Origin of the sequence: Massilia haematophila (assembly GCF_042647645.1) — a bacterium.
Classification (GTDB): Bacteria; Pseudomonadota; Gammaproteobacteria; order Burkholderiales; family Burkholderiaceae_D; genus Telluria; species Telluria haematophila.
Genome location: NZ_JBHRVV010000001.1, coordinates 976525 through 1003308, shown reverse-complemented (window position 1 = coordinate 1003308; position 26784 = coordinate 976525). Strand labels below are relative to the sequence as shown.

Genomic DNA, 26784 nt, shown 5'->3' with positions numbered 1-26784 from the left:
GGCTCGAGAGCCCACCCTACGCAACCCAACATCGCACATGGGTCGCCGCCGACGTTGCCGCGCTTACTTCTTGTCCGGCGGATTCATGCCCGGGAACGGAAACGCCGCGAACATCGCCTTGCTCTGGTTCTGCATCTGTTCCTGCATCTGCATGAACAGGTTCTTGCTCTGGTCGATGTAATTGTTCATCATGCCCTGCATCATCGGACCCTGGACGTTCATGAACTGGGTCCACATTTCCGGGCTGAAGGGCTTGCCCTCCAGGGCACCGGCGGCGTTGCTGGTGAACTTGTTCTGGATGTCAGTGAAGGCCTGGACGTTCTTTTCCAGGTAGGAGCCCATCATGCCCTGCATCGCATGGCCGTAGTAGCGAATGATCTGGGCCAGCACGGAGCTCGAGAACATCGGCACGCCATTCGCTTCTTCTTCCAGGATGATCTGCAGCAGGATGCTGCGGGTCAGGTCCTCGTTCGTCTTGGCGTCGACCACCGTGAACTCGTCGGCGTCGAGCACCAGTTGCTTCACGTCCGTCAGGGTGATGTAGGAACTGGTCTGGGTGTCGTAAAGGCGACGGTTCGGGTATTTCTTGATCAGGCGTTCAGTACTGTTTTTTGCACTACTCATCTCAAGTTCCATTGGTTGCGCTTGGCTTCATGGGCCGCGCTTTAATCATGACCATACAGCGGTGGTGGGTAGCTCCTGCTGTCTCCGTGTTGCTTGCAGGACCCGAATCCGGGAATTCGGGTGCAGGTGCAGCAATTGAAGGTTTTACCATTCAATTTATTTATAAGCAATACCCACACGCCTTCAATCGGCGCGCGCCTTCACGTAGCGTCCCGGCGCCGGCTCGGACGGCCGGTACTGCTCATTGCCGGCCTGGCTAGGGGCCGGCACTTCCTTGCCGCCATTTTCCGCCAGGAAGCGTGCCCATTCCGGCCACCAGCTGCCCTTGTGCTCGGTGGCGCCGGCGAACCACTCTTGCGCCGTGCGCGCGCGGGCGCGGCCGTTCTTTTCGCCGCCTTTTCCATTCACCCAGTAGCTGCGCTTGCCCTTGGACGCCGGGTTGATTACGCCGGCGATGTGGCCCGAGGCGCCCAGCACGAAGCGGTTGGCCTTGGCTTTCTTCGGGTTCAGCAAATTCATCGAGGCGAAGGCGGCCGGCCAGGGCACGATGTGGTCTTCCTTCGAGCCGTAGATGAAGACCGGGCAGTCGATCCGGCCCAGGTCGACCGGCACGCCGCAGACCGTCAGCTTGCCCGGCTGCTTGAGCTTGTTCTCGAGGTAGGTGTTGCGCAGATACCAGCAGAACATGGGACCCGGCAGGTTGGTGCTGTCGGCATTCCAGTACAGCAGGTCGAAGGCCGGCGGGGTCTTGCCCTTCAGGTAGTTCTGCTGGACATAGTTCCACACCAGGTCGTTCGGACGCAGCGCCGAGAAGGTGGTGGCCAGGTCGCGTCCCGGCATGATGCCGCCCTTGGCCAGGTTCTGTTCGCGCATGGCGACCTGGGCTTCGTCGACGAAGACCTCGAGCACGCCGGTATCGCTGAAATCGAGCAGGGTCGTGAGCAGGCTCAGGCTGGCCGCCGGCTGCTGGCCGCGCGCCGCCAGCACCGACAGCGCGGTGGCGGCGATGGTGCCGCCGACGCAGAAGCCGAACATGTGGACCTTCGGCTGGCCGCTGATCGCGCGCACCACGTCGAGGGCCTCGATGGCGCCGCGTTCGACGTAGTCGTCCCAGGTCAGCGCGCCCATGCTCGGGTCCGGGTTGCGCCAGGACACCATGAACACCGTGTTGCCCTGCTCGACCACGTAGCGCACGACCGAATTTTCCGGCTGCAGGTCGAGGATGTAGAACTTGTTGATGCAGGGCGGGATCATCAGCAGCGGCACCTCGCGCACTTGCGGGGTGGACGGGCGGTACTGGATCAGCTGGAACAGCTCGTTCTCGTAGACCACCTCGCCCGGCGTGGTGGCGACATTCCTGCCGACCTCGAAGGCCGACTCGTCGGACTGCGAGATGCGCCCTTTCTGCATGTCGGCCAGCATGTTCTGCAGGCCCTGGGTCAGGCTTTCGCCCTTGGTCTCGAGCATCTTCTTCTGCGCTTCCGGATTGGTCGCGAGGAAGTTCGCCGGCGACATCGCGTCGACCATTTGCTGGACAGCAAAACGGATCTTCTGGCGCTCGCGCGGCGGCGCCTCGACGGCGTCGGCCAGGGCCAGCATGAAGTCGGCATTGAGCAGGTAGGACGCGGCGGAGAAGGCGGAGAAGGGATTGGCGGTCCATTCCGAGCCCGAGAAACGGCGGTCGTGCAGTTCCGGCGTCTTGGCCATCATGAAGTCCTGCCACAGCTTGCCCGCTTTTTGCAGGTAGTCCTGGCGCAGGGCGTCCAGGCGCGCCGGGTCGATGCCGACCTTGAAATCCTTGAGGATGCCGGCCAGCGGATGGGCCGCGCCTGTACCCACGTTTGCGCCGAAATGTGCGCCAGGATTCGCGCCGAAATTCGCGCCGGGCAGCTTGAGCCAGCCCTGCCAGGCAGATGGGTCGGTCAGCTGCGTCATCCAGGTTGCGGCGAAGGCTTGCGGGTCGGGCATGTTCATGTCGGCTTCCGTTGGTAAAATCGGGTTGTCAACTGGAGAAAAGCATGTGGATCGTTGCAATCGGCTGGGCCTACGTCGTCATCCTGATGGCGGCGACCGAAACCTCGGTGATCGCCGGAATTATGACTTTTTTCGGCTACGGCGTGTTGCCCTTGTCTATACTTTTTTACCTCGCCGGGGCGGGAAGACGGCGCCGGCGTCGCGCCGACGCATCGGCACGGCACCCTGAGGGCGCTGCCGTCACGGACGCGCCGTTGCCGCTGCGCACTGTTCCCGCCTACACGTCGATGGGCGACGGCGGCGGCTCCTCCGGCTGCGCTACTGGCGCCGACGGCGGCTGTGGCGGCGCAGACTAGCCAGTGTCGATGCCGCTGCAGTTTACTACTTGAGCCAGATCAAACTCGCCTGGCGGCCAGTCACGCCGTCGCGGCGGTACGAATAGAAACGGTCGCGCTCGGTGGCGGTGCAATGGATGCCGCCGGCAATCCCGGTCACGCCTTCGCGTTCGAGCATCAGGCGCGCCAGCGCGAACATGTCGGCAAGGTATTTCGACGCCTGTTCGGGGTGGCGCCGGAAGGCAAAGCCGATGTCGACGCCCGGCAGCGCCAGCGCGAAGCTGTCGAACACGTCCTGCCCCACCTCGAAGGCCATCGGCCCGATCGCCGGCCCCAGCCAGGCGCTGATCTCCCCTGCCCCGGCGCGGCGCATGGCGCGCACGCTTGCCTGCAGCACGCCGCCGGCCAGCCCACGCCAGCCGGCGTGGGCCGCGCCCACCACCCGCCCGTCGAGGTCGGCGAACAGCACCGGCAGGCAGTCGGCGGTGAGGATGGCGCAGACCACGCCGCGCCCGGTAGCGATGCTGGCATCGCCCTCGCGCACCGGCTGGCCAGGCCCGACGGTGGCCGCATCGACCACGCCGTTGCCGTGCACCTGGGCGATCCAGGCCGGGCGTCCCGGCAGCAGGACCTGCAGGCGCGCGCGGTTCTCGGCCACCCGGGCCGGATCGTCGCCGACGTGCAGGCCGAGGTTCAGTCCGCCGCCGCCGCGACCATCGTCGTAGGGACCGACGGAGACGCCGCCGGCGCGCGTCGTGGCCAGGGCGCCGATGTTCTCGGGCAGCCCGGGCCAGTCGGGGATGACCAGGTCGGCGGCTTCCATCACGCGGCTTCCGGTTCCGGGATGCCGGCGCGCGCGATCAGCTCGGCGAAGTCCTCGGCCAGCGGCACCACCCATTCGCAGGCCTCGCCCGTGGCCGGATGCACCAGGCCGAGGCGGCGCGCCTGCAGGGCCTGGCGGTGGAACACTGGACTCAGGTGGGTCTTGCCGTACACCGAATCGCCGACCAGGCCGAAGCCGATCGACAGCATGTGCACGCGGATCTGGTGGGTGCGGCCGGTTTCGAGCGAGCAGCGCACCAGGCTGACCGGGCGGCGGTCGAGCATGCCGCTGGCGACGCGCTCGTAGTGGGTGATCGCGGGCTTGGCGCCCAGGCCGGTCGAGACCGCCATCTTGACGCGGTCCTTCGGGTGCCGTCCCATCGACGCATTGATGGTGCCCGACAGGCTCGGCGTGCCCCACACCAGGGCGAAGTATTCGCGCTTGACGCTGCGCGCCTGCAGCTGGCGCACCAGGTCGGTCTGGGCCGCCAGGGTCTTGCCGACCACCATCAGGCCGCTGGTGTCCTTGTCCAGGCGGTGCACGATGCCGGCGCGCGGCACCGACGCCAGTTGCGGCGCATGGTGCAGCAGGCCGTTGAGCAGCGTGCCCGACCAGTTGCCGGCGCCCGGATGCACGACCAGGCCGGCCGGCTTGTTGATCACCAGGATGTGCTCGTCCTCGTGGACGATGTTCAGGGCGATCGCTTCCGGGGCGAAGGCGGTGTCTTCCGGCGCCGGCTGCGGTTCGACGACCACGGTCTCGTCGCCGTAGGCGGTGTCCTTGCCGCGCGCCGGCTTGCCGTCGACCAGCACGTGGCCCTGCTCGAACCACAGCTGCAGGCGGCTGCGCGAAAACTGCGGCACCAGGCCGGCCACGACCTTGTCGAGGCGCTGACCGCAGGCCTGGGCATCCAGGTGCAGGGTGATCGGCGTCAGGTCGATGCCGCCGGCAAGAGGAAACTCGGCGACGATATCGTCGTCGAAATCGGAGTCCAGGGGTAAATCCGCCGAATTCGGCGCAGGAGTTAATATCACGTCAGTCCCATCGGCTATAATCAGCCGTTCGTTGAATCTCGGTAAAACTTTTCTGCAAAAAGCTATGCAAAAAAAATTGTTGGTGGTGCTTGCTACGAGTGCCTTGTTGGGCCTGTCGGGCTGCGGCATGTTGCCGAAGAAGACAGACGCCACCCAAAATCAGTCAGCGGAGAAATTATACGCTGAGGCACGCGAAGAGATGGCGGGCGGCCACTACGAAGCAGCAATCCAGCTGTTCCGGCGCCTGGAAGCGAACTACCCCTTCGGCACCTATGCCGCCCAGGCCCAGATGGAAATCGCCTACGCGCACTACAAGGCGCAGGACCAGGCCGAGGCCCTGGCCGCGGTCGAACGCTTCATCAAGCTGCACCCGAACCACCCTCAGGTCGACTACATGTACTACCTGCGCGGCTTGGTCAACTTCAACGACCAGATCGGCTTCATGAGCGTGCTGTACTCGCAAGATCCGTCCGAGCGTGATCCGCGCGCGACCCGCGAAGCCTTTGCCGCCTTCAAGGCCCTGGTCGACCGCTTCCCGAACAGCAAATACGCGCCGGACTCGATCGCGCGCATGAACTACCTGATCAACGCGATGGCGGCCTACGAGGTCCACGTCGCGAACTACTATTATCGCCGCGGCGCCTACCTGGCCGCCGTCAACCGCGCCCAGAACGCGGTGTCGGACTACAGCGAATCGCCGTCGCGCGAGGAAGCGCTGTTCATCATGATCCGCGCCTACGACAAGCTCGGCATGTTCGACCTGCGCGACGACACCCAGCGCGTATTCCAGTTGAACTACCCGGACAGCCGCTTCATGGGCGGCAAGGGCAGCGGCGACGCGCCGTGGTGGAAGTTCTGGTCGAAGTCGGGCGCCAAGCCGGCGCCGAAGGACGTCACCGCTACGCGGTGACGGCGTAGGGTGGGCGCGGCCGGCGTAGGCACCCCGTGCCCACGCGTGAACGATGAATATTGTTGGCCGTTCCGGCGGCATATTGTTATCGCCCCTCGAAGCCAACACCGTTTGAACGCGTGGGCACGCAGTGCCCACCCTACATCACACCTCTTTGCGGCGGAACACCCAATTGCGCTCCCCCGACTCCGACGGAATATAGGCATAGCCGTCGACGTCGAATTCCTTGAGCTGCTCCGGATCGGTGATGCCCTTCTCGATCGCGTAGCGCGCCATCATGCCGCGCGCGCGCTTGGCGAAGAAGGAGATGATCTTGTATTTTCCGTTCTTCCAGTCCTCGAACACCGGCGTAACGACGGGCACGTCGAGCAGCTTCGGCTTCACCGACTTGAAGTACTCTTCCGACGCCAGGTTGACCAGCGCCGAGGAGCCGGTCTTCGCCAGCTCGGCATTCAGCGCGCGGGTGATGGTCTCGCCCCAGAAGGTGTAGAGGTCCTTGCCGCCGGGGTTGGCCAGTTTCGTGCCCATTTCCAGGCGATACGGGTGGATCAGGTCGAGCGGCCGCAGCAGGCCATACAGGCCCGACAGGATGCGCAGGCGGGCCTGGGCAAAGGCGATCGCCTTTGCGTCCAGGCTGCGCGCATCGAGCCCGGCATACACGTCGCCGTTAAAGGCCATCACCGCCTGGTAGCCTTCGCCGTGGTCCGCGGTCCAGCTGGCGTAGCGCGCCACGTTGAGGACCGACAGGCTGTCGGAAATGTGCATCAGGTCGCCGACCTGCCCAGGGGACAGGTCGCGCAGCACGCCAATCAATTGGCCGGCACGGTCGATGAAGTCGGGCAGCGTGTGGTCCTGGGTCGGGGATGGGGTGTCGAGGTCGAGCGACTTGGCAGGCGATAAAACAATCAGCATCGTAAACGTAAAAGCAATTAAGTCCCTATATGATACCTGCTTCCGAACAACGCATTGTTCTCGACACCAACGTCTGCCTGGACCTGTTCGTCTTTCGCGACCCGCGCTGGGAACGGCTGCTGCGCGCGCTCGAGGCCGGCGAGGTCCAGGCGATCACCCGCGCCGACTGCCGCGACGAATACCTGGTCGTGCTGCATTACCCGCACCTGCCGCTCGACGAGCAATCGCGGCGCCAGGCCGCGCAGCGTTTCGACGACCTGATCGTCGTGGTGGCGCCGGACAGCAAACCGGTCCGCCTGCCGGTCTGCACCGACCGCGACGACCAGAAATTCCTCGAGATCGCGCGCGACGCCGGCGCCGGGGTCCTGGTCACCAAGGACAAGGCCTTGCTGAAACTCGGCCGCAAGACCGCGCAGGCCGGCCTGTTCCGCATCATGCTGCCGGAAGCGTGGACCAAGGCACAACTCGCCCTCGCGGTAGAATGAGCGGACCAAAACCACGCTTAAAACCACGCTTTCGACCATGAGCACCCCAGCACTGCAATCGCGCCTGCCGACCGTCGGCACCACCGTCTTCTCCACGATGTCGGCCCTCGCCGCCGAGCATGGCGCCGTCAATCTCGGCCAGGGCTTCCCCGACTTCGGCTGCGACCCGCTGCTGCTCGACTACGTGAACGAGGCCATGCGCGCCGGCCACAACCAGTACCCGCTGATGAGCGGCGTGCCGGCCCTGCGCGAGGCGATCGCCGGCAAGATCGGCCGCCTCTACGGCCGCGCCTACGACCCCAACCTGGAAATCACGGTCACCGCTGGCGCCACCCAGGCCCTGAGCACGGCCATCCTCTGCTGCGTGCGCCCGGGCGAGGAGGCGATCGTCATCGAACCGGCCTACGACAGCTATGCGCCGGCAATCGCGCTGGCCGGCGGCGTGGCGGTCCCGGTGGCGATGGACGTGGGCCCCGGGGGCTACACCCTGCCCTGGGATAAGGTGGCGGCGGCGGTCGGCCCGCGCACCCGCCTCATCGTCATCAATTCGCCACACAACCCGACCGGCACCATCCTGCGCCGCGCCGACCTCGAGCGCCTGGCGGCGATCGTCGACGGCACCGATATCCTGGTCCTGTCCGACGAGGTCTACGAGCACATGGTCTACGACGGCCAGCGCCACGCGTCGGTGGCCACCCACCCGGTGCTGGCCGAGCGCGCCTTCGTGGTCTCGAGCTTCGGCAAGACCTACCACGTCACCGGCTGGAAGGTCGGCTACATGGCGGCGCCCGCGGCGCTCACCGCCGAGTTCCGCAAGGTGCACCAGTACAACGTGTTCACCGTGAACACGCCGATGCAGCACGGCATCGCGCGCTACATGGCCGACCCCGCGCCTTACCTCGAGCTGCCGGCCTTCTACCAGGAGAAGCGCGACCTGTTCCGCGCGGGACTGGCGAACACCCGCTTCGAGCTGCTGCCGGCCGACGGCACCTATTTCCAGTGCGTGCGCTACGACGCCGTATCGAACCTGCCGGAAACCGAATTCGCCAAGTGGCTGACCGCCGAGTTCCAGGTCGCCGCGATTCCCGTCTCGCCTTTCTACAGCCAGCCCACGGAGTCGGGCATCGTGCGCTTCTGCTTCGCCAAGCAGGACGAGACCTTGCGCCAGGCGCTGGCGCGCCTGGCCAGGCTGTAGATCTATGTACGCACGGCGGTGGGCGCCACCTCGACGTCTGAGGCGGCCGGGCGGCGCGCAGCCAGCAGCAACAGGATCAGGCTGGCGCCGAGCAGAGGCCCGTTACCGAAGCGCATGAACGGCGTCATTCCTTGCATCAGCTCCACCTCGGCGTCGAGCACGGCCGTCACCTCGGCCGGGAGCGTCGCGCGCAGCTCGCCGTCGGGACCGGCAATGGCTGTGCCACCCGTATTCCCCACCTGGACGAAGGGCCGTCCGGTCTCGCGGGCGCGCATTTGGCCTGCCTGGAGGTGCTGCGCGGCGGCGTAGCTGCCGTCGAACCAGCCGAAATTGGTAAGATTGACGAGCACGCCGGCGGCGGCGGCCTTGTTTGCGGTCGCGACATCGAACAGGGACTCGAAGCAGATGCCGAGCGCCACCCGCCCCTTCTCCAGGATCAATGGCGCCTGGCCGGGCGCACCCGGCTCCAGCGAGTCGAACTCCCGATAGATGAGGCCGGTCAGCCACGCGGACCACGGCCAGGTCTGCTCGCCGAACGGCACCAGGTGCACCTTGTCGTAACGATAGTCGTACGGGCCTGCGCCCCCCGGCAGCAGTGCCAGCGCACTGTTGGTGGCCATGCGCCTGGCGCCGTCCGCGCCGAAGGCGCCTACCACCAGGGCGGTGCGGCGCGCGCCGGCAAGGGCGCGCCACTGCGCCAGGACCGGCGGCGGCATCGCACTCCAGGCCAACGGCAAGGCCGTCTCCGGCATCACGGTCAGGTCGGCGGACGTGCTCCCGGCCATGGCGGCATAACGGCCGGCCGCCTGCGCCAGGCCGGCGGGGGTCGCCATGGACCGCTGCGCCATGTCGCCCTGGATCAGGCGCACCGCCAGGCGCTGGCCGGTAGGCGCGGTCCAGCGCTGCAAGGGAAGCAGGGCGCAGGCCAATGCGACCAGCCCCAGGGTCACCCCCAGCTGCAGCGCCGCTTCCGCCCAGGCGGCCCGCTTGCGCGCCAACAGCCCCTCATGCACGCGCAGCGAAGCGTCGGCCAGCGCCAGCGCCACGAAGGCATTGATCCATCCGACACCCATCACGCCGACCCAGGGCGCCAGGGCGCCGAGCGGCGCGGCGGCGTGCGCGGTGCCGCTCAGCAGCCAGGGAAAGCCGCCGAACAGGGTGGCGCGTATCCATTCCGCCAGCATCCAGAGCGACGCGCCGGCGCTCCAGCGCCACGCCCCGGCGCCGATTCGTTGCGGGCAGCGCCGCGCAAGCGCGGCAAAGGCGGCCAGCGCCAGCGCGGGAAACAGCGCCTGGTAGCAGGCCAGCACGAGCGTCAGCGCCAGGGCCAGTGCCGGCCCGGCGTCGGTGTGTCCCGCCAGCCCCGGGTACAGCCACCAGACGCCGCTGCCCAGCCAGCCCAGGCCGAACACCAGGCCGAGCCAGCCGGCACCAAGCGCCCCCTCCCCCGGCGCCAGCATGAACAGGCCGGCAAGGCAGAACGGCGTCAGCCACCAGGCGTCGCCTGGTGCAAACGACAGCATCATGACCGTCCCGAACAGGGCGGCCATGAACAGCTTCGCCGGCCGGCCCAGCGACCTGGCGCCGGCTGGCGCCACGCGCGTCACGGCGCGTCGGCCTTGCCCGGGTAGCGGATCACGATCGGCAACAGGGTGGCATTACCGAACGGCGTCGTCACGACCAGGTTGGCCGATGCCGTCATCTGCTTCGTGCCGCCCTGCTGGCAGGTCCCGCTCTCCGGCAGCAGCGACAGGGTGTGGACCGTGCCCTGGTCCCCCGTCGCCACGCCGCCGGTATACATCGGGGCGGCGCTCGGCACCTCGGCCGGGTACACCTTGCCCGTCATCGACACCGTACTGTCGAAGGCCACCGCGGTCTCGGCCGGCATCGGATTGCGCCGGGCGTCGCTGATTCGCAGCGGGACATTGACTGCGGCACAGTTCGTCGTGGTCACCGTCATCCCGCTGCTGGTCAAGGCGACGCCCGCAGGCGTGCCGTCGAGGGTGAAGTGACGGACATGGCTGCCGCTCAGGAACACCGCGATCTCGCCGCTCAGCGCCGCGTTGGAGCCCGCCAGCGTGGTCACGGTAATCGTGGCCAGGCCGGCACGCCCGCGCGGCGCCGCCGCATCGCTGCCGTAACGCGGATTCTGGCTGCGCAGGTTGACGACGCAGCGGCCGTTGGCGGTCAGGCAGCCGCCGCGATCGGCGCTGCCGATGGCGCCGCTGTCGGTCTGCACCACCACCGGCACCCCGTCGGCCACCGGATTGCTGAACTGGTCCGCCAGCAGCAGCTTGATCTCGTTCTCCACGTCGTCGTAGTCGTAGCCCTCGATGTTGAACTTTTCCGCGCTGAGCGAGAACGAGAGCTGGGTCGGCAGGCCGGTGGTCACCGTGATCGTGTCCGACACCGTACTCACGCCATTGGCCAGCCTTGCCACGACCCGGACCGCGGTCGGCTCGACACCGGAGATCAGGTTCACATACACGTCGCCATTGGCGTCGGTGAGGCCGCTGTTGCGGCTCAGCCCGACCGCCCTGGTCGAGATGGTCGAGAACGCCACGGTCTGGTTGGCCACCGGCGCGCCGGTCTTGTCCAGCACGCGGAAGCCGACCAGGGCGGTCTCGGTGCGCCCGTTGCCGCCGGTGCCCTGGATGACGATGGATTTGTCGGCCGGCGTGATGTCGCCGACGACGACCGAGGCGGCATCCGGACTGGCCGGCGCCATGGCGACGCTGATCCCGGCGCTGCTGCCCTCCACGGTCGCGACGATGCTGTCGCCCTGAGCGCAGCCCTTGTCCTGGTAGGTGAACTGGGCCCTGCCCTGTACCGTCGTCACGCTGGCCGGCAGCGCCGCGCGGCCGGCATCGGCGCAGTTCGAGCGCAGGCTGAGCGTCACCGGCATGCTGCTGAGCACTGCGCCGTCATTGAGCACGTCCAGGGTCACCAGGGCCGCGCCATACGCGGCCAGCGGGGCCGGGCTGGCCAATGGCGATACACGGCGCACCGACAGCGCGGGCTGCGCGACCGTGACCACGCTTTCCGCGCTGGCGCTGTTGCTTCCCTGCTGGGCCAGGACTTTGACCACGGTGGGACCGCTGCTGGCGACGCCGGCGGGAGCGAGCGTGAGCGTGGCCTTGCCGCCCGCATCGGTAGCAACCTGGCCGCGGGCCGGCGTCATCGAAAGCATTTCCGGGTCGACTGCGACAGTCAGCAAGGCGTTCGCGACCGGCTTGCCGGCCTGGTCGAGCACCGTGGCAGTCACGCCGAGCGGCTTGCCGAGCGCGATCGTGGTCGGGGTTGCCGCGCCGTCGGCCGCCTGCAGCGTCAACGTCACGCCGATGCCTGCAGTCGGGGTGCCAGGATTGCCTGGCGTACTTCCGCTCGGCCCAGCCGAATTGATCGGCGGGATCGCTCCCGGCGCCGTATCGCCGCCGCCGCCGCAACCCGCGGCGAGAATGGCCAGCGCACACGCCGCAACGCGCAACGCGCCCCTGTCCAGGACGGTTGCACGCACATGCGATGCCTCAGGCAAATGACTGCTGTGTTTCGACTTCATGGTATCCCTATGGTCACGGTTGATTATTCTATTTGCCCGTCACGGCAGCCAGCTCACGCTGGAGGGCCGCGACATTGGCCGCGTGACGCACCAGCACATCGCTGGCCGCACGCGCGGCGGAAGCGGCGGCCAGGGCGCGTCGCTCGTGAGTCAATTCCTCCTGCAGGATGGCGCGGCGATCGCCGTCCATCTCGCGCTGGCGTTGTGCGCTGACCCGCGGAAATGCAATCGGCGCCCCTGCCTCGCCCGCCTGCCCCCGCCTTGGCGCCGGTGCGGCCGTGCGCCCGGTCGGTGCGATATTGCTCAGCACAACCATGCCGCTGACCGGATCGACGTGCGCATGGACGCCGGCGCACGCCGGCCCCGGCGCGCCAGCCAGCACGGAGGCGCTCAGCGCCAGGCTCGCGCACGCCTTACGCATGGCCGTTCTCCGGTCGGCCCAGGTGCGCGGCGGCGAACTGCGCGATGCGCCGGCCCGGCGCCAGTCCATGTTGACCGGCACTGCCGGCCGCCAGTTCCAGGCAGGCGTAGGCCCGCCGCGCCGCCGCCAGGCGCCAGGGAGCCAGGTGCGGGACGACCGCCAGCACGACACCGTCGCGGTCGAGGAAGACGACGTCGATCGCAAAGCGCATGAAAAAGGTATGCACGTTATTGCACGGTGCCAGCAGCAGCGCCCGGTCGGGTGCGAGTCCGCGCCGTCCCAGCAGGCCGACCAGGCGCGAGGCGAAGCTGCGGGCCAGGTCGACGCGCAGGGTGCCGAACTCGATCGAAGGCGCCTTCATTTGAGCAGCGTATTCCGGCTCGGCGGCACCGTCATGCGCACCAGCGCCTGGCTGACCATGGGAATGCGTGGCGTACCCACCGACAGGCAAGCCGGGTCCCTGTTAAACCCGAGAATGATCTGGCTGATGAAGGGCACGACCAGCTCGGCGCAATAGCGCACTTCGATCTTCAGCAACAGGGCGTCGGCATGCGTCTGGCCGGACTTGGCGCCGACTTTCATGTTGTCGTACACCTTGGTCACGGGGATCAGCTTGTCGCCGGCCTTGTCGATCCCGAAATCCTCGAACGACGCCCTGACCGGATTGATCACCCGGATCTTGGTGTAGACGAGGTTGTCGACTTTCGAAGCGCCTATCGCCCCGACCGCCACTTGCGTGTAATTGCCGGCGGAGATGTCCGTCATGCCGACACCGGTGGCTTGCTTGACCTTGGCCACGTGCAAGGCTGCAAGGCCGAGCGCCAGCGCGTCGTTCATCGCCGCATGGCTGCCGCCCGAGGCGGCCCCTGCGCGCGCCGCGCCGAGGGTGGCGACGTTCAGGGTGTTCTTTGCCACTACGAGCAAGCCCATCTGCAAGACGCCCAGCAGCAGCGGTATCAAGACCAGCACGGACATGATCTGGAATTCGATCGTTCCCTGGCCGGACTGGCGCCATGATGGCCGACGCTGCGGTCTCACTGCGCCACTCCTGCCTGCGCCACGCCGTACGCCACGACAGGCGGCCCCACCGCACGGTCGACATCGCGCATCAAGACGGCCAGCGCCTTGCGGTTATCCTCGGGCACCTCGGCACTGGCCGCGGCGCGTTCCGCGGCGGCGCGGAACTGGCGCAGGTGCGCCAGCGCCAGGTTGGCCTGTGCCTTCGCCATGCCGGGCTCGAGGCGCAAGGCGCGTTCGCACGCCATTTGCGCGGCGCCGTACTGGCCGGTACGCAGGTAGATGGTGCCGAGCCTGAACCAGGCCCGGGCATCGTCCGGGAACGCGGTGACGATGCGGATATAGGCGGCGCCGGCGTCGGCCAGCCGCCCGGCCGCCAGCACGCGCTCGGCCTCGCCGGCGAGCCGCAGCGCATCGTCGCGCGTCATCGTGTGGATCTCCGGCTCGACAGCGACGGGCTGCACCGGCGCCGTCGCGCATCCGCACAGGAGCAAGACCGCCGCCAGCAGCACGGCCCCTGTCATCGTCCTTGGCGTATCGGGAATTCTGGACACCATCAATCTCTTTCAGTTAAGCGCGTTCATCATCTTGATCCCGATCGGGAAGCCGATGACGACAAAGGTGCAAGGGAAAATACACAGGATCAACGGGCCCAGCATCTTGACCGGCGCTTCCATCGCCAGTTTCTCGGCGCGTGCGAAGCGCTCGTTGGTGCGCTGGGCCGACTGGGCGCGCAGCACCGCGCCGAGACTGGCACCGGTCTTTTCGGCCTGCACCAGGGTGCTCACCAGCGAGGTCACGGCGCCGATGTCGAGACGCTCGTCCATCATGCGCAGGGCATCGATGCGGTTGCGTCCCGAGCGGATTTCCCGCAGCACCCGGGCGAAGGCGCGCCGCAAGGCGTTGTCCGGGGTTTTGTCGACAGCGATGTTGATGCCGACGGTCAAGTTACAGCCCGATTCGATCGCCATGGTGAGCATGTCGAGGAGGTTCGGCAGGTTCTTGAGGACTTCGGTCTCCACCCGCTTGACCTGGTCGCGCATCCAGATCTCGAGGTAGTAGAAGCCGAACACGAAGCCCATCACCGGGATGATCAGGCTCTGGACGCCCAGCCACAGGGTCAGCAGCGTGACAATCAAACCGATCAGGATGCCGTAGACGAGCTTCGCGCCAAACCACTGCTGGGGCGACAAGGCGTAGTCCAGCTCGACCTTGCGCAGGCGGCGGATCGTCCTTTCGCGGTACTCGACCGACAGCCACGGCCCGCAGTAGAAAGTGGCGACGTCGATCAACGGCCACACCATCGCCAGCGGCTTCGGCGGCTTGTCGGCATAGGTGCGGTCTTCATCCGGCACGGCTGTCACGACCCTATAGACGACGACCAGGATGGCGACCACGGTCAGCGCGAACATCAGCCCGAACACCAGCGCGAACAGGTAGGGTTGCATGGGCGTTCCTCTTCAGACGTTGATGTTGACGATCTTGCGGATCAGCACATAGCCGATCAGCTCGAGCACGAAGATCACGGCCAGCACGCCGTAGCCGAGCCAGGTGGAGTACAGCGGCGCCATGGCCTCCGGTTCCATTTCGGTCAGTACCCACATCAGGAACAGCGGCAGCGCGCCGACAATCAGTCCCTGCAGCTTGCCCTGGGAAGTCAGCGCATCGATCTTGTCTTCCATGGTCAGCTTCCTGCGCATCGTGTCCGCCAGCCGTTCCAGCGATTCGGTCAGGTTGCCCCCCACCTCACGCGCGATCAGCATGCTGGTGGTGAACATCGTGTATTCGCTCGACTGCACGCGGGATTCGAGCTCGTCGAGGACCACATCGAGCCCGACGCCAATGCGCAACTTGCGCACCACCAGCGAGAACTCCTGGTTCGACGGCTTCGGCAGCTGCTCGGCCAACAGGCCGAGCGCCTGCGGCAGCGACAGCCCCGAGCGCAGGCCCCCGACCAGGGCGTCGAGGGTGTCGGGCAGCTGGCGGATCAGCATCTTGCGGCGCTTGTCGCGCAGGCGCTTGTGGGCCAGCTTCGGGCCGAACAGGCATACCACCGCGCCGCCGATCGCCAGCAAGGGATTGCCCGTCGCTAGCAGCAACAGGATCGGCACCAGCACGGTAGCGACCAGGCTGATACGGCTCAGCTGGCGGCGGTCCATGAAGATGAACATGTCCGACAGCTTGACGTTCGTTGTCTCGAGCACGGTGCTCTGGTAATAGGCCGCGAAGCGCCGACCGGCAGCCCATAGGGCCATTACGCCCAGCACCACGGTGATGGCGAAGCCAAGCGCGATCAGGTGTGGCAGTACGCTGTCAGCCATTGCTTGCATGCCCCATCTGCAAATCCGCGCGCTCGGCGCCAAAGATGCCCAGGTCGAGCTCGACACCGTAATCGCGCAGTTCCTCGTAGAAGGTCGGCACGTAGCCGGTCGGAACGAACTGCCCACGGATCTTGCCGTTGTCGTAAAAGCCCAGGCGCTGGAAGCGGAAGATTTCCTGCATCTGGATCACGCCGCGCTCCATGCCGGTGATCTCGGTGATGCTGGTGACCTTGCGGGTGCCGCAGGCAAACCGCGTCTGCTGCACGATGATCTGGACCGCGGAAGCGACCTGTTCGCGGATCGCCATGACCGGCAGATCCATGCCGCCCATCATCACCATCACCTCGAGGCGCGACAGCATGTCGCGCGGCGAGTTCGCGTGGGCCGTGGTCAGCGAGCCGTCGTGGCCGGTGTTCATCGCCTGCAGCATGTCGAGTGCTTCACCGCCGCGGCACTCGCCGACGACAATGCGGTCCGGACGCATCCGCAGGGCGTTGCGGACCAGGTCGCGAATCGTGACCGCCCCGCGTCCCTCGACGTTGGCGGGACGGGCTTCCAGCGTGATCAGGTTGTCGTGGTAGAGCTTCAGCTCGGCGGCGTCCTCGATCGTGACGATCCGCTCGCGCGGCGGGATCAGGTTCGAGATGATGTTCAGCAGCGTCGTCTTGCCGGAGCCGGTACCGCCGGAAATGACGATGTTCTTCTTCTGCTCGACGCAGATCTTCAGGAAGGCAACCATGGCCGCGTCGACCGAACCGAATCGCACCAGGTCGTCGACCATGAGGCGCTTCTTGGCAAACTTACGAATCGAGATCGTCGGCCCCTTGAGGGCGATCGGGCGGATCACGATGTTGACGCGCGAGCCGTCCTTCAACCGCGCGTCACACAAGGGCGACGATTCGTCGACCCGGCGTCCGATCGGCGAGACGATCCGCTCGATCACACCCATCAGTGCTTTTTCGCTGGAGAAGGCGATGTCCGAGCGTCCGGTCTGCCCGTCGCGCTCGACGAAGATTTCTTCCGCGCCGTTGACCATGACCTCGGTCACCGAATCGTCCGCCATCAGGCTTTCCAGTACGCCGAGGCCGACCGCCTCGTCCAGGACGAAGCGCTTCAACTCGTCCGGATCGGTGATGGCCGGGAATGTCAGCTTGGCCATCAGTTCGTCGATGAGCTTGCTGGCAACGACGCGCAGCTCGTCGTCGCCCATCCGGGTGACGTCCTGGCGCCGCAAATCGAGCGCCTTGATCAGTTCCGCGTGGAGGAATTCGGCGTTCCGGGCCAGCGCCTGCTGGTGCGAGCGATCGGGCGGTTCGACGACCTGCACGGGCGCCGGCTCGCGCGCGGCGGTCGCCGACGCCGGGGCAGGTGCCGGTGCGGGCGCCACCGTCAGGGCCGGGCGCGGCGGCGCCATGGCGGGAGCGGGAGCGAGAGCGGGCGCGCTCTCGTGCATCCTGGGCCGAGACGGTTCGGGCGGCCGGGCAGTGCCGAGCGCCTTCACGCGCAGCTGCATGCCAGCGACACTGATCGCGTCATCCACGCGCAGCGGTCCATAGCGCACGATGCGTTCGCCATTGACGAATACGCCCGACAGCGATGCCAGGTCGATCACGCTGGCGCCGCCTTCTGCGTCGACCAGCAGGCGCAGCGCCTTGCGCCCCGCCGCCGCAGGCAGCGGTATCGGCGAGCCAGCCTCGGCGCCCAGCACCGCGGTCGCCTGGACGATATAGTCGACCAGCCGGCCATCCTTGTCCCTGGCCTCGATGGTTACCATGTTTCTTACTCCGTAATCGTCAATGGCGCGGACTTGCTGGGCAGTAGCTGGCGGTCGCGCATGGTTTTGTCGAACTCATCCAATTTCTCCCGGTTCAGGTCGGCAGGGCCGGATGGGGCTTCCGGCGTGGCCGTCACTACGCGCGGCGTGATCACGATCGCCACCTCGCGCGTCGCGGTCGTCTTCGCCTTGTTGCGGAACAGGCCGCCCACCAGCGGCAGCTTGGCCAGGCCCGGCAGGTCCTGGGTGTCGCCGGCGCTTTCGTATTGATACATGCCGTTCAACACCACCGATTCGCCGTCGCGCGAATTGAATTCGGCCGTAGTCTTGCGCTTCAGGAAACCCGGGATGCCCAGCACCGTGACCGAGCGGTCGATGCTGCTGACTTCGACGTCGACCTTGGCGTAGATCGCCCCCGACTTGTCGGTAACGGGCGTGACCTCCAGGATCACACCGTATTCCTTCATGTCGACCTGGGTCTGGCCGAAGGCCGTCGCGACCGGCAAGGGAATCTCTCCACCCGCCACGAAACGGGCCTTCGAACCGCTGCGCGTGGTCAGGCTGGGCGCCGCCAGCACTTCCGCGTCGCCGTTCTGCACCAGCAGATTGATGCGCGACGTGATCAGGGTCGTGAGATTGAGAAATCCCTTCGGCGGCCAGACCTTCCCGGGCAAGGGCACGCCTGTCAGGTCGAGTCCGCTAGCGCTCTGGTCCGGCACGTAGCGGAACGACGTATTGGTATAGAAATCGGCCACCAGGCCGCCATGCGGGCCATTGATCGACGAATCCCAGCGGATGCCGAGTTCACGCGAACCGCGGGTGCTCAGTTCAAGCACTTTGACATCCATATAAATCATTTTTTCCCAGCCAACCTTGCCGACGAAATTCACGACCTGTTCAGGGAACATCTTCTGAATCGCCTGGACCCGCGCCTGGTTGTCGTCGCTCACCATTTCGCCTTCGAGCACGACCTTCGATCCTGCCACCCGGGCCGTGACGTTCTCCATCCCGGCGAGGAGGCGCTTGACGTCTTCCAGTATCGCCTGGACATTGCCCTCTCGTACCAGCACCGTCATGATGCGTTCCGAACCATTCTTGAACCACAAGTGCAAGGTGGTCGTCCCCGGGGCTTCGGCCAGGACCAGCAGCTGCTTGGAGGACAGGCTGGACGCCGAAACCACCTTGCCGTTGCCGATGGCGATGCGGGCCGGCGCCAGGGCCAGCACCTTGGCCTCGCCGGCGTACAGTTCCAGGTCGGGCGCGGCAGCCGCCCCCGCCGGCGTTGGAAGGGCGAACAGTGCGAGCATCAGGAACAGGGCCAGCAACAGCGTGCCGGCGAAGAGGGCGTGCGGAGTCGATGCCGGCATGCCTGCGGTCGGCTTTATCGGATTAGTCATGCGTTCCTACTTGGTTGGAGAAAAAGGGGCAGCGACGGTGCGGACCGGATCCGGCGCCACGCCGAGGCGGGCGCGCACGTCGCCGGCGGACGGCTCCGGCGCTTGCGGCGCCGCCGGGCGGGCCGCAGCACCCGCGCCAAGGCCGCCCAGCAGCGCGACGAGCGGATTGTCGGCGCCTTGCGGCGCCAGCGTACGGCTGCCGCCCGGCGTGCCGAGGCCGCCAACGATCATTTCGATATAACGGCCCCGGTAGCCGCCGCGACCGCCTTCGGGCCGCGCGGCCACCTGCTTGAAGGTGGCTTCGTCCAGGACCGACCTGGCCAGCACCTGCTTGTCGTCCGGGTTGCGCAGCACGGCGGTCAGGGCGCCCAGTTTTTGCGCCAGCAGCACCTGCTCGGCCTGCTGGGGAGTCACGGTCAGGGTGACGGTACTGAAGGCGACGTCGACTTCGCGCTGCCCGCCGTTCTCGGTATTGACCACGCGCTTCTGGGTGGTCTTGCCGGTAGCGATCACGGGCACCGCCTGCAGGATCGGGCGTACGTGCACCAGCTCCTTGGGGACGCCATTTTCGGAGCGTGGCTGGCGATAGGAATTGGCGGTCGTGCCGCTGCCGGTGAAGACCAGGTCGATGATGTCCCCGGGAACCAGCATTCCAGAGATGGAACTGATTTCGTCGACAGGGAACGTGATCGCCCTTTCGCCGATGGCGACGGTGGTCGACAGCGCCGCATCGCCGCCGCGCTCGATCGCGGCGCGGTCGAGTGGATCGCCCGGCTTGAGCGCAACGACGAGCTTCTGGCCACGCACCATGTCGAGTTCGTCCGGACCAAGCGCCGTGCTTGCCAGGTAGCGCTCCGGGATCGCCCGCACCGCGAGGTTTTCCTCGCTCAGCATGGTGCCTGCAGGCACCTCGACCTTGGCGACCATCACCTTCCGGGTCTCGTAGGAGCGGGCCAGCCGGCTTTCCGCCTGGCTCAGATAGTCGCGCATGTAGTAACTTGCGCCGACAAAGCACAGGGTGCCGAGCGCGATCGCCCCACCCAGCAACATCACATTTTTAGAAACTTTTAGACGCATATCATCCAGCAAAGGTCAGGTCACGGACATCACGAACGAGTAGCCACGAAAAAACGACCGCACGGCCCGCGCGAGATATTCGGCGAGCGACATGTTGTTTGTCAGCGGCGTGGGAATGAACAGCAGCAGCGCCACCATGACGGTGGCGAGCAGGTACTCGATCATTCCCTGCCCGCTGCTGTGCCTGATCGGTCTTCTATCGCAAATGAACAAAAATCCTCCTTACTTGACGGTGTTGATCATCACCAGCGAGCCGCTCTTCTGCGCACTCACGAAGGCGTCGAACTGTTCCGCACCGCGGTTTGCCGACAATCGTGCGACCGGTCCCCTCTTCATGATCGGGCGGCGTTCCCAGCGTTGCGATTTCAGGGCTTCATCGAGCGCATGGGCAGTGGCTTCGACCGAACGCCGGGAAACGGCGAGCACCTGTTGCGAGACTTTTCCCTGGTCGACCGAATCGATGACCTGCATCGGCAATACCAGCGCCGGCATGCGCAGCGCGAGCTGCGGTTCGCGCGCCTCGCGGGGCGAGGTCACGGCGACGAAGCCGTCGGCAATCCCATTGCGCTCGCGCACCTGGAAGCTGCGGTGCCGATCGCCGATCGTCTGGTTCAGCACTGTCCAGTTCGGGATGCTGGCGCGCCGTACCGGCTGCTTTCCCGGATCGCGCTCCCACGCAGCCTGCACTTCGCGCAGCAGGGTCTCGGCCGATTCCCGGCTGCGAAACGCCCGGATCGTCATCGGGGTCCCGTTCATCCGCAAACTGTCGCCCACCGCCTCGAGCTGGAGCGACGGCGGCAGGTCTTGCCAGCGATCGGCGGCCCGTGCCGGCGACGCGCCCAGGGCCAGGGCAAGGGCAAGGGCGACAAGCGCGCAAGCGATCAGCGCACGCACGCGCCACCTCCCCTGTAGGCCGGCCGCACGCTGACACTCTGCACCCGGTCGGCCGGCACGATGTCCGGGCACACCTGGCCAAAATGGAGGTCCTTGAACGCCGGCTCGAGCGGACTCAGCGCCCACTGGAGGGGGCCCAGCAAGCCGTCCAGCTCGGTCAACGGCCCGGCCACCGTGAAGGTCCGGCTACGCAATGCCGCCTGCTTCGGTCCGCTGGCATCCCAGCTGTTGACGGCCAGCGAGGAAGTCTCGCTCAGCGTCAGGTCCAGCTTGTTCAGCGGTGCCGGCAAGGCGGCGATGTTCGCGAGCTTGACGGCGGCGCTGCCGCTGACCAGCCCGCCCTCGGGGAGGGCTTCGCCCCCGGTGAGGCGGTCCAGCGCGCCCGTGACCATGCCGAAAACCCTGGTCACGGCTTCGCCCGCCCTCCCCGGCATGGGCCCGTTTCCGGTTCCCACCGTGACATCATCCGGCTGCTCGATCAGGCGCCGGCGACCGGCATGGTCGTACCAGACGGCCGTCTGGGTCGTCCACGCGCGGCCATTGGCCAGCCCGTCAGTGTTCTTGAACGGATCCTGGTTCCACGTGAACAGACGGGTGCGCACCTTCTCCTGGATCCGCGCGTCGCTCATCGCGGCCGGGGAATGGACGGTGCGCTCCCATGCGGCGTAGCGCGCCGCCTGGATGGTGCTGGCCTGGACGTCGTGGAATTTGCCGAGATAGAAAATCCCGAGAAACAGCAGCGCGACAATGCCAAGCATGACAGCCGCCTCGAACATGGCCTGGCCGTCTTCACGGCGGCGCTTCACTTCGCCTCCAGCGAGAACAGTTCCTGGCTGACGGGCTTGCCCACGCTCAGCGATACCGGCTCCTGGACCAGCGCGCTGCCATAGGTCTTGGGGTCGTCGGTGCGATAGGAAGCCTGCACCGGGCGCACCCCGTTCGCGACGAGCGCGACGGTCGGGTCGACGATGCAGGCATTGGCGGCGTCGCATTTCAGGGGCACGCCATTGATGCGCCTGGGCTGGGTGAACGACGCCAGCAGGGACGGACGCACGGCTTCCTCGCTCGCCGGTTCCGGATCGGACAACAGCATATTGCCGTCTTCGTCCTGGTTGGCCATGCGCTCCTGTCCCTCGCTGGTCAGGGCAACGGTCAACTGGCTGTCGAGGCTGACTTCGCAGCCGCTTTCCGGCTTCATCTTGCGCAGGTCGAGACTATGGACGAGCTTGCGGTTCACGCTGCGTTCGCCGTCGCTGGCATAGGTGCTGCGTTCCCAGGCGAAATCGGACGGCATCGGCGGGAAGGGCTTGACCGGCAGATTCTTTCCCTGCGCTAGTCCTGCGCATAGCGCGTAGGCACGGCGCTCCATCGGGAAAAATTTCTCCGGCGACTCGGGCCGCAATTGCGTCACCAGGACATAACTGCCCTTGCCCGCACCCGGCTTCCGCGCAGGCGCCGTGCTGTCCGCCCCTCCTGCTGCATTACCTTTACCGCAGCCGGCAAGACCCACGACCATTACCGCGCCGCACAGTGCGTAGCCCCCCAGTTGCCAGGCCAAACCTACTCGCATGAACCAATTCCTCCAAAAAATGCTTCTATCGGCGGCAGCAACTTGGCTCCGCCAACGATCTTGCGCGTGTCCTTGCTCGGGGTGGCGAGGGACGCGCGCCAGTAGGGATTGAACAGGCTCGGCCGCTCAACGCCGCCGTCCGCGCGCTCTTCGCCCACAGGACGTTCGAACGCCACGCAACCCTCCGATAGTCCGAACACGCCCGCGTCCGCCGCATACTGCGGATCGTGCTCGATCTTGGCGCCATTCACGAGCGCGGCCTGCGCACTCATTGCCGTGCGTGCCGTCGGGATCTCCTTGTCCGCTACCACCACCTCGACGGCAAACGAGACTTTCTGCTGCGCCGTCTTGCTCGTATCGAGCACTTTCAGGTCGCGGTAATCCGGGAATCGCCTGGGCAGGGTCGTGACCTGGCTGTTACGGTTCGCCTCGGTACGCGCCAGGCGGCCATCGGTCCGGTTCCAGTCCCCGCTTCCGTGCTGTCCAATGCCGTTGGCCTTGGGGAACGAGGCTTGGGCGCCGCCCCAGCCGAGCGGTATCCATGGACATTTCCCGAACCTGCCGACGGTGCAATACGCCGCCGAATCGAGACCTTTCCAGGCGTCGTAATTGACAAGATCGGTTCCGCCCTGCTTGTCGAATTCGCCAAGGATGCCGAACAGGCTCTGATTCCATTTACGGTTTTCGCTGAATCCGTCGCGGGAATCGAGCGTGACCGCGCGAAAGCGCTTGCGTCCGTCGCCGCTGGTGCCGGCTGGACGATGCGTTCGCGTATACTCATCGGTAAAATTTCCCCATTCGTCGTGGTTACGCTTGATCAAGGCATAACCGCCGGTCGAGATGGCGGCGCCGTTTTTCTTCGCGACGTCGATTGCGATATCCAGCGCGCCGATGTCGCCATAACCATTGAAAATATTCTGTACTTCGTGCTCGGCATGGCTTGCCGCCCGGGCGGCCCTTTCGAAGTTGGGCATCAATCTGTCCACCCCGGTTTCGACGGCATCCAGGCCTTTTGACACCGCGGTAATGAAGGGTCCGACCCAGGGAATATATTTGCCGAGTGTTTCGATATTACTGACGAAGCGCGCCAGATAATCGATCCAGGAGCGCAGGCTGACCGATTGCGCAATCGTGACTTCATTCACGACCATCGCCCGGTTCATGTACGCCTGAAAATTCAGAGTACGCGCCTGCCAGACTGCACCGCTGTATGCGGCGGCATCGGCGGCATTCATTGCGCGCATCTTTGCGTTCGTAACTTGTCCGGAATTGAACGACACCAGCAGGATGCCGATCATCGCCGCGGCAAAACCAAGAAACAGGACCAGGGCCTGCCCCTTTCCGCGTCGTGTCAGCTTGCCTTGCATGGTTTTCTCCAAATTTATCCTGTATTTGTTCCGGTTGGGGGCGCCGCCCCGAGCGGGGCGGCGCCATTACCTCCTGACCGGCTACCTGTGATGATTACTTGCCGCCTTTGGTGTCCAGTTCGAAGTTGGTCAGGTCTTTCTTGCCCTGGCCGCGCTCGTTGGATTCGTCACCGGCTTCCTCCACACGCGTGCGTGCGCCGCCGCTATCCTTGCCGGCCAGCGTCGAGGCGGCGACCGAAGTCTGGCCGCGGACGACGTCGCCGAACGCCTTGTAGACGCCGATGGCGGCAACGGCGATCAATGCCACGATAATGATGTACTCGGTCATGCCCTGGCCGAGCTGGCGACGAAGATTAAACGGTTTCATAACTTCTCCTGAATTTGCGAAAGTTGGGTAGTGGTACAAGATAACCTGCAGTGCATTTAAATGATAAACAACGATTAAATTCAATTGCAATATAAATTTGTGTTTATTTTAAGAAAGTAATATATCCGACAAGAGAAAAGAGAAGAAAAAGTGAGAATGCGTGAGATTCAATGTATCCAGGGTAGGTGAAATATATCGCGCCCGTCATGCATATTGGATGCATGCCTTAGCAACAAGGAGTGCGGGGTGAATATCGGATAGATTTGGCCGGCATTTATGCAAGACGAATAATTTGCAGCTTGCGTTGCAAACGCTCGACGGCTTACCCATGGTGAATTGGCACATCAGCACTTCTATTTTCCATCTGTGCACAAATATTGCATCGAAAGAAATAGATGTTATTTGCAAGATATATTGGCAAACAGTTTGATCGGGCGTGACGCCCTGCCGTGCCAGTACCGATACGTGTTCTATTTACCCTCGGGCAGATATCCGCTTAAAATGCTTGCCGGCACCTCCCCCGTCCGGCAATCCGAAAGGCATTCCGGCGCCGGCAAACCCTTTCTATTATCGAGGCTGTCGTTTCCTCGTCATTCACGTGTTTTCGAAAGAGATTCCATGTTTATTCGCGCACTCCTCTGTTTGCTTGCCGCCAGTTCCTCGGCATATGCGGGATCATCGCGTACCGTTCCCGAATTCGAAGTCCATGCCAAGCTGGAAAAGAAGAATGCGCTGGTGAATTTCGATCGCGGCGCCGTTGCCGCCGTGATCGACAAGGATGCGCTCGACAGCATCGCAGGCACCACCAGCGATTTCCCGGACGGGCCGGTTCCGGCCTACATCGTGTTCGACGAATCGGTGCCCGAGGAACGATTGTTCCAACTGGCGAATTTCCAAGGTCGGCTCAAGGGATCGGCGCGGTGCAAGCGCATTCGGCTGGGTTCCAGTCCACTGTTCCCGGAGCTGAAATCCGCCGTCCTGGCGGAACAATGCACGATCAAGTCCTTGAACCACTAATCCGATAAACGCGGCGATCCGCCGGTCGCCCGTCCTGTTCGAACCAATGAAAACGACCCCACTGCGCCTTCTGCCTCTCCTTGTCACCCTCTGCCTTCCGCTCGCCGCCTGCAAGAAGGAGGCCGCCGCCACGCAGGCCACCACCGCCCCCGCATCGGTGGATACCTCAAGCCGCGGCACGCACGCTGCAACCGACCCGGCGGCTGCCGCAGGCAATCCCGGCGCGACCACCGGTTCAGCGCCCGCGCCGGCCGAACAGGCCTTCGATTTCGGCAGCGTGCCCGAGGCGAGCGGCGCCATTGCGCCCTTCCCCTACGTCGACTACCCGTCGACGCTCCCTGCTGGAAACCGCGCAACCCGGGACGTTCCGCTCGACAGCGTCCTCGTCATCCTCGGCAAGCGCTTGCATCCGGTGGAGGGCCGTGTCGCGACACGCACTTTCGACCACATGCATGCAAAGATGTCCGCGCTCGAAGTGCGCCGCAATTATGAAAACGCCATGCGCGAACTGGGCGCCGTGAAAGTCAACAGCGTCGCGCCGGACGAGCCCAGCTTGATCCCTGATGCCGAGCGGCGGAAGGTGCAACGCGAAAAGATGTGGATCCCGGATATCGGCATGTCGTATGACGTCTACCTTGTACGCAAAGGGGACACACGCCACTGGATCGTGGTGATGAGCAACAGGGATACGACACGCTTGTTGGCGATCGAGGAAAAGCCATTCATTCAGACGATCGGCTACGTCGGCGCCAGCGGCGCGACGACGCCGGTCAGCGCCAGCGGCGCACCGCCGGCCGCTCCGCAGCCGGTCGACGTCAATGCGCTTGCCGTGACGACCGCAACGCTGCCGCCCTTCCCCTACCTGGACTATCCCCCGGGCTTGCATGAAACCTCCCGTAAGACCAGCCATGTCAACTTCGATGCCGTCGGCATCATCGTCGGCAAGGAATTGCGCATGGTCGAGGGCGAGGTCGAGACGCGCAGCTTCGCCAATAGCGCCGCCGACATGTCCGAGCTGGCGCTGCGCCGCAATTACGAGGCGGCCATCAAGGGTCTGGGAGGCGTGAAGGTCAATGCCGTCAGTCACGACGACCCGGCCTTCCTTGCCGCCAATACGTCCGCAGGGATGAAGGCGTCGACCTTGCGGGACGAGAAACTGCGCGTCCCAAATTTCCTGATGTCGTATGACAGCTACCTTGTCCGCACGCCGGAGGCGAACGTGTGGCTGGTCCTGATGTTCGGCGACGGCAAGACCCGCCTGCTCGCCGTCAGGGAAAAAGCGATGAACCAGAGCGTCTCGCTGGTCACGGCCGACACCATGCGCAAGGAACTGGCCGACAAGGGCAAGGTTGCGCTCTACATCAATTTCGATACCGACAAGGCCGACATCCGGGACGATGCCAGGCCGGCCGTCGAAGAAATCGCCACGCTGCTCAAGAACGACAGCGGCCTGAAGCTGGCGATCGAAGGCCACACCGACGACAGCGGCAACGCCGCGCGCAACCAGGTGCTGTCGCGCCAGCGCGCCGAGGCAGTGGTGCAATACCTGGTCAAGGGGGGCATCGACGCCGGCCGGCTGCGTGCCGCCGGCCACGGCGCCGCCCGCCCGCTCGCCGACAACAAGGACGAGGCCGGCCGGGCGAAGAACCGCCGCGTCGAATTGATCAAGATATAGGCTGCGCCGCCCCCGTGGCGTGCGGCTCAGCCAAAC

General features: G+C 65.5%; 28 protein-coding genes. 6 read left to right on the top strand and 22 right to left on the bottom strand.

What is annotated here, in order from left to right; genetic code table 11:
• Positions 1-63 precede the first annotated feature (63 nt).
• Both phaR and phaC read right to left on the bottom strand, forming a co-directional pair.
• Positions 64-624 (bottom strand): polyhydroxyalkanoate synthesis repressor PhaR, encoded by a 561-nt coding sequence (gene phaR / locus ACFOPH_RS04620; protein ID WP_312549189.1) that lies wholly within the window; start codon positions 622-624, stop codon positions 64-66.
• A gap of 183 nt (positions 625-807) precedes the next feature.
• Positions 808-2598: a class I poly(R)-hydroxyalkanoic acid synthase gene (phaC, locus tag ACFOPH_RS04615; protein WP_379733827.1), complete on the bottom strand. Its 1791-nt coding sequence runs from the start codon at positions 2596-2598 to the stop codon at positions 808-810.
• Between the two features lie 44 nt (positions 2599-2642).
• Between phaC and ACFOPH_RS04610 the strand changes: the two genes are divergently transcribed.
• Positions 2643-2954, top strand: a complete 312-nt coding sequence (locus ACFOPH_RS04610; protein ID WP_312549186.1) for a hypothetical protein — start codon at positions 2643-2645, stop codon at positions 2952-2954.
• Between the two features lie 25 nt (positions 2955-2979).
• Here ACFOPH_RS04610 and pgeF read toward each other — a convergent pair whose 3' ends face one another.
• Both pgeF and ACFOPH_RS04600 read right to left on the bottom strand, forming a co-directional pair.
• Positions 2980-3756: a peptidoglycan editing factor PgeF gene (gene pgeF, locus ACFOPH_RS04605; RefSeq protein ID WP_379733825.1), complete on the bottom strand. Its 777-nt coding sequence runs from the start codon at positions 3754-3756 to the stop codon at positions 2980-2982.
• Entirely contained in the window at positions 3756-4790 is a 1035-nt protein-coding gene (locus ACFOPH_RS04600) for an RluA family pseudouridine synthase (protein ID WP_312549184.1), read from the bottom strand. The genes pgeF and ACFOPH_RS04600 overlap by 1 nt, the downstream gene beginning before the upstream one ends.
• Before the next feature lie 64 nt (positions 4791-4854).
• On the opposite strand from ACFOPH_RS04600, the gene ACFOPH_RS04595 reads away from it, so the two are divergent.
• Positions 4855-5700, top strand: a complete 846-nt coding sequence (locus ACFOPH_RS04595) for an outer membrane protein assembly factor BamD (RefSeq protein WP_312549183.1) — start codon at positions 4855-4857, stop codon at positions 5698-5700.
• A gap of 144 nt (positions 5701-5844) precedes the next feature.
• Here the strand turns inward: ACFOPH_RS04595 and yaaA are convergent, their stop codons facing one another.
• Positions 5845-6612, bottom strand: coding sequence for a peroxide stress protein YaaA (yaaA, locus tag ACFOPH_RS04590; RefSeq protein WP_379733823.1), 768 nt, complete (start codon positions 6610-6612; stop codon positions 5845-5847).
• A gap of 29 nt (positions 6613-6641) precedes the next feature.
• Here yaaA and ACFOPH_RS04585 point away from each other — a divergent pair, with 29 nt between their 5' ends.
• Entirely contained in the window at positions 6642-7097 is a 456-nt protein-coding gene (locus tag ACFOPH_RS04585; RefSeq protein ID WP_379733821.1) for a putative toxin-antitoxin system toxin component, PIN family, read from the top strand.
• A 37-nt stretch (positions 7098-7134) separates the two neighbouring features.
• Positions 7135-8292, top strand: coding sequence for a pyridoxal phosphate-dependent aminotransferase (locus tag ACFOPH_RS04580; RefSeq protein ID WP_379733819.1), 1158 nt, complete (start codon positions 7135-7137; stop codon positions 8290-8292).
• Between the two features lie 2 nt (positions 8293-8294).
• On the opposite strand, the gene lnt is transcribed toward ACFOPH_RS04580, so the two are convergent.
• The 17 genes from lnt to ACFOPH_RS04495 all read right to left on the bottom strand — a co-directional run bounded on the left by lnt (position 8295) and on the right by ACFOPH_RS04495 (position 24056).
• Positions 8295-9899, bottom strand: coding sequence for an apolipoprotein N-acyltransferase (lnt, locus tag ACFOPH_RS04575; protein ID WP_379733817.1), 1605 nt, complete (start codon positions 9897-9899; stop codon positions 8295-8297).
• Entirely contained in the window at positions 9896-11629 is a 1734-nt protein-coding gene (locus tag ACFOPH_RS04570; RefSeq protein ID WP_379733815.1) for a hypothetical protein, read from the bottom strand. The genes lnt and ACFOPH_RS04570 overlap by 4 nt, the downstream gene beginning before the upstream one ends.
• A gap of 250 nt (positions 11630-11879) precedes the next feature.
• Positions 11880-12272 carry a hypothetical protein gene (locus ACFOPH_RS04565; protein ID WP_312549174.1) on the bottom strand — a complete coding sequence of 131 codons (393 nt, stop codon included), beginning with the start codon at positions 12270-12272 and terminating at the stop codon, positions 11880-11882.
• Entirely contained in the window at positions 12265-12633 is a 369-nt protein-coding gene (locus ACFOPH_RS04560; protein ID WP_312549172.1) for a DUF192 domain-containing protein, read from the bottom strand. The genes ACFOPH_RS04565 and ACFOPH_RS04560 overlap by 8 nt, the downstream gene beginning before the upstream one ends.
• A complete protein-coding gene (locus tag ACFOPH_RS04555) occupies positions 12630-13310 on the bottom strand; it encodes a TadE family protein (protein WP_312549171.1) in 681 nt (226 codons plus the stop codon). Before ACFOPH_RS04555 ends, ACFOPH_RS04560 begins: the two co-directional genes overlap by 4 nt.
• Positions 13307-13753 carry a tetratricopeptide repeat protein gene (locus tag ACFOPH_RS04550; RefSeq protein ID WP_312549170.1) on the bottom strand — a complete coding sequence of 149 codons (447 nt, stop codon included), beginning with the start codon at positions 13751-13753 and terminating at the stop codon, positions 13307-13309. The genes ACFOPH_RS04555 and ACFOPH_RS04550 overlap by 4 nt, the downstream gene beginning before the upstream one ends.
• A gap of 102 nt (positions 13754-13855) precedes the next feature.
• Positions 13856-14737 (bottom strand): type II secretion system F family protein, encoded by an 882-nt coding sequence (locus tag ACFOPH_RS04545; protein ID WP_379733813.1) that lies wholly within the window; start codon positions 14735-14737, stop codon positions 13856-13858.
• Between the two features lie 12 nt (positions 14738-14749).
• Entirely contained in the window at positions 14750-15610 is an 861-nt protein-coding gene (locus ACFOPH_RS04540; protein ID WP_379733811.1) for a type II secretion system F family protein, read from the bottom strand.
• Entirely contained in the window at positions 15603-17384 is a 1782-nt protein-coding gene (locus tag ACFOPH_RS04535; RefSeq protein WP_312549165.1) for an ATPase, T2SS/T4P/T4SS family, read from the bottom strand. Before ACFOPH_RS04535 ends, ACFOPH_RS04540 begins: the two co-directional genes overlap by 8 nt.
• Before the next feature lie 5 nt (positions 17385-17389).
• Complete coding sequence (locus tag ACFOPH_RS04530; protein ID WP_312549162.1) at positions 17390-18781, bottom strand: type II and III secretion system protein family protein; 1392 nt, start codon at positions 18779-18781, stop codon at positions 17390-17392.
• A gap of 6 nt (positions 18782-18787) precedes the next feature.
• On the bottom strand, positions 18788-19831 hold the full coding sequence (gene cpaB / locus ACFOPH_RS04525) for a Flp pilus assembly protein CpaB (RefSeq protein ID WP_379733809.1): 1044 nt from the start codon (positions 19829-19831) through the stop codon (positions 18788-18790).
• A gap of 42 nt (positions 19832-19873) precedes the next feature.
• Positions 19874-20023: a hypothetical protein gene (locus ACFOPH_RS04520; protein WP_312552182.1), complete on the bottom strand. Its 150-nt coding sequence runs from the start codon at positions 20021-20023 to the stop codon at positions 19874-19876.
• Positions 20024-20080: 57 nt separating this feature from the next.
• Positions 20081-20752, bottom strand: a complete 672-nt coding sequence (locus ACFOPH_RS04515) for a hypothetical protein (RefSeq protein WP_312552184.1) — start codon at positions 20750-20752, stop codon at positions 20081-20083.
• Positions 20740-21558 (bottom strand): TadE/TadG family type IV pilus assembly protein, encoded by an 819-nt coding sequence (locus ACFOPH_RS04510; RefSeq protein ID WP_379733807.1) that lies wholly within the window; start codon positions 21556-21558, stop codon positions 20740-20742. Before ACFOPH_RS04510 ends, ACFOPH_RS04515 begins: the two co-directional genes overlap by 13 nt.
• The gene (locus tag ACFOPH_RS04505) at positions 21555-22322 is read right to left on the bottom strand and encodes a hypothetical protein (RefSeq protein WP_379733805.1); all 768 of its coding nucleotides are present in this window, start codon (positions 22320-22322) and stop codon (positions 21555-21557) included. Before ACFOPH_RS04505 ends, ACFOPH_RS04510 begins: the two co-directional genes overlap by 4 nt.
• Positions 22313-23689 carry a pilus assembly protein TadG-related protein gene (locus ACFOPH_RS04500; RefSeq protein ID WP_379733803.1) on the bottom strand — a complete coding sequence of 459 codons (1377 nt, stop codon included), beginning with the start codon at positions 23687-23689 and terminating at the stop codon, positions 22313-22315. Before ACFOPH_RS04500 ends, ACFOPH_RS04505 begins: the two co-directional genes overlap by 10 nt.
• A gap of 94 nt (positions 23690-23783) precedes the next feature.
• On the bottom strand, positions 23784-24056 hold the full coding sequence (locus ACFOPH_RS04495) for a Flp family type IVb pilin (protein ID WP_312552190.1): 273 nt from the start codon (positions 24054-24056) through the stop codon (positions 23784-23786).
• Positions 24057-24674: 618 nt separating this feature from the next.
• Between ACFOPH_RS04495 and ACFOPH_RS04490 the strand changes: the two genes are divergently transcribed.
• Positions 24675-25073: a hypothetical protein gene (locus ACFOPH_RS04490; protein ID WP_312552191.1), complete on the top strand. Its 399-nt coding sequence runs from the start codon at positions 24675-24677 to the stop codon at positions 25071-25073.
• Between the two features lie 46 nt (positions 25074-25119).
• On the top strand, positions 25120-26748 hold the full coding sequence (locus ACFOPH_RS04485; RefSeq protein ID WP_379733800.1) for an OmpA family protein: 1629 nt from the start codon (positions 25120-25122) through the stop codon (positions 26746-26748).
• The last annotated feature ends 36 nt before the right edge of the window (positions 26749-26784 follow it).

What these genes read in the sequence shown, in the direction of transcription:
- phaR (WP_312549189.1), bottom strand. Translation starts at nt 624, where the DNA reads ATGAGTAGTGCAAAAAACAGTACTGAACGCCTGATCAAGAAATACCCG.
- phaC (WP_379733827.1), bottom strand. Translation starts at nt 2,598, where the DNA reads ATGAACATGCCCGACCCGCAAGCCTTCGCCGCAACCTGGATGACGCAG.
- ACFOPH_RS04610 (WP_312549186.1), top strand. Translation starts at nt 2,643, where the DNA reads ATGTGGATCGTTGCAATCGGCTGGGCCTACGTCGTCATCCTGATGGCG.
- pgeF (WP_379733825.1), bottom strand. Translation starts at nt 3,756, where the DNA reads ATGGAAGCCGCCGACCTGGTCATCCCCGACTGGCCCGGGCTGCCCGAG.
- ACFOPH_RS04595 (WP_312549183.1), top strand. Translation starts at nt 4,855, where the DNA reads ATGCAAAAAAAATTGTTGGTGGTGCTTGCTACGAGTGCCTTGTTGGGC.
- yaaA (WP_379733823.1), bottom strand. Translation starts at nt 6,612, where the DNA reads ATGCTGATTGTTTTATCGCCTGCCAAGTCGCTCGACCTCGACACCCCA.
- ACFOPH_RS04585 (WP_379733821.1), top strand. Translation starts at nt 6,642, where the DNA reads ATGATACCTGCTTCCGAACAACGCATTGTTCTCGACACCAACGTCTGC.
- ACFOPH_RS04580 (WP_379733819.1), top strand. Translation starts at nt 7,135, where the DNA reads ATGAGCACCCCAGCACTGCAATCGCGCCTGCCGACCGTCGGCACCACC.
- ACFOPH_RS04565 (WP_312549174.1), bottom strand. Translation starts at nt 12,272, where the DNA reads ATGCGTAAGGCGTGCGCGAGCCTGGCGCTGAGCGCCTCCGTGCTGGCT.
- ACFOPH_RS04560 (WP_312549172.1), bottom strand. Translation starts at nt 12,633, where the DNA reads ATGAAGGCGCCTTCGATCGAGTTCGGCACCCTGCGCGTCGACCTGGCC.
- ACFOPH_RS04545 (WP_379733813.1), bottom strand. Translation starts at nt 14,737, where the DNA reads ATGCAACCCTACCTGTTCGCGCTGGTGTTCGGGCTGATGTTCGCGCTG.
- ACFOPH_RS04540 (WP_379733811.1), bottom strand. Translation starts at nt 15,610, where the DNA reads ATGGCTGACAGCGTACTGCCACACCTGATCGCGCTTGGCTTCGCCATC.
- ACFOPH_RS04535 (WP_312549165.1), bottom strand. Translation starts at nt 17,384, where the DNA reads ATGGTAACCATCGAGGCCAGGGACAAGGATGGCCGGCTGGTCGACTAT.
- ACFOPH_RS04530 (WP_312549162.1), bottom strand. Translation starts at nt 18,781, where the DNA reads ATGACTAATCCGATAAAGCCGACCGCAGGCATGCCGGCATCGACTCCG.
- cpaB (WP_379733809.1), bottom strand. Translation starts at nt 19,831, where the DNA reads ATGTTGCTGGGTGGGGCGATCGCGCTCGGCACCCTGTGCTTTGTCGGC.
- ACFOPH_RS04520 (WP_312552182.1), bottom strand. Translation starts at nt 20,023, where the DNA reads ATGATCGAGTACCTGCTCGCCACCGTCATGGTGGCGCTGCTGCTGTTC.
- ACFOPH_RS04505 (WP_379733805.1), bottom strand. Translation starts at nt 22,322, where the DNA reads ATGCGAGTAGGTTTGGCCTGGCAACTGGGGGGCTACGCACTGTGCGGC.
- ACFOPH_RS04500 (WP_379733803.1), bottom strand. Translation starts at nt 23,689, where the DNA reads ATGCAAGGCAAGCTGACACGACGCGGAAAGGGGCAGGCCCTGGTCCTG.
- ACFOPH_RS04495 (WP_312552190.1), bottom strand. Translation starts at nt 24,056, where the DNA reads ATGAAACCGTTTAATCTTCGTCGCCAGCTCGGCCAGGGCATGACCGAG.
- ACFOPH_RS04490 (WP_312552191.1), top strand. Translation starts at nt 24,675, where the DNA reads ATGTTTATTCGCGCACTCCTCTGTTTGCTTGCCGCCAGTTCCTCGGCA.
- ACFOPH_RS04485 (WP_379733800.1), top strand. Translation starts at nt 25,120, where the DNA reads ATGAAAACGACCCCACTGCGCCTTCTGCCTCTCCTTGTCACCCTCTGC.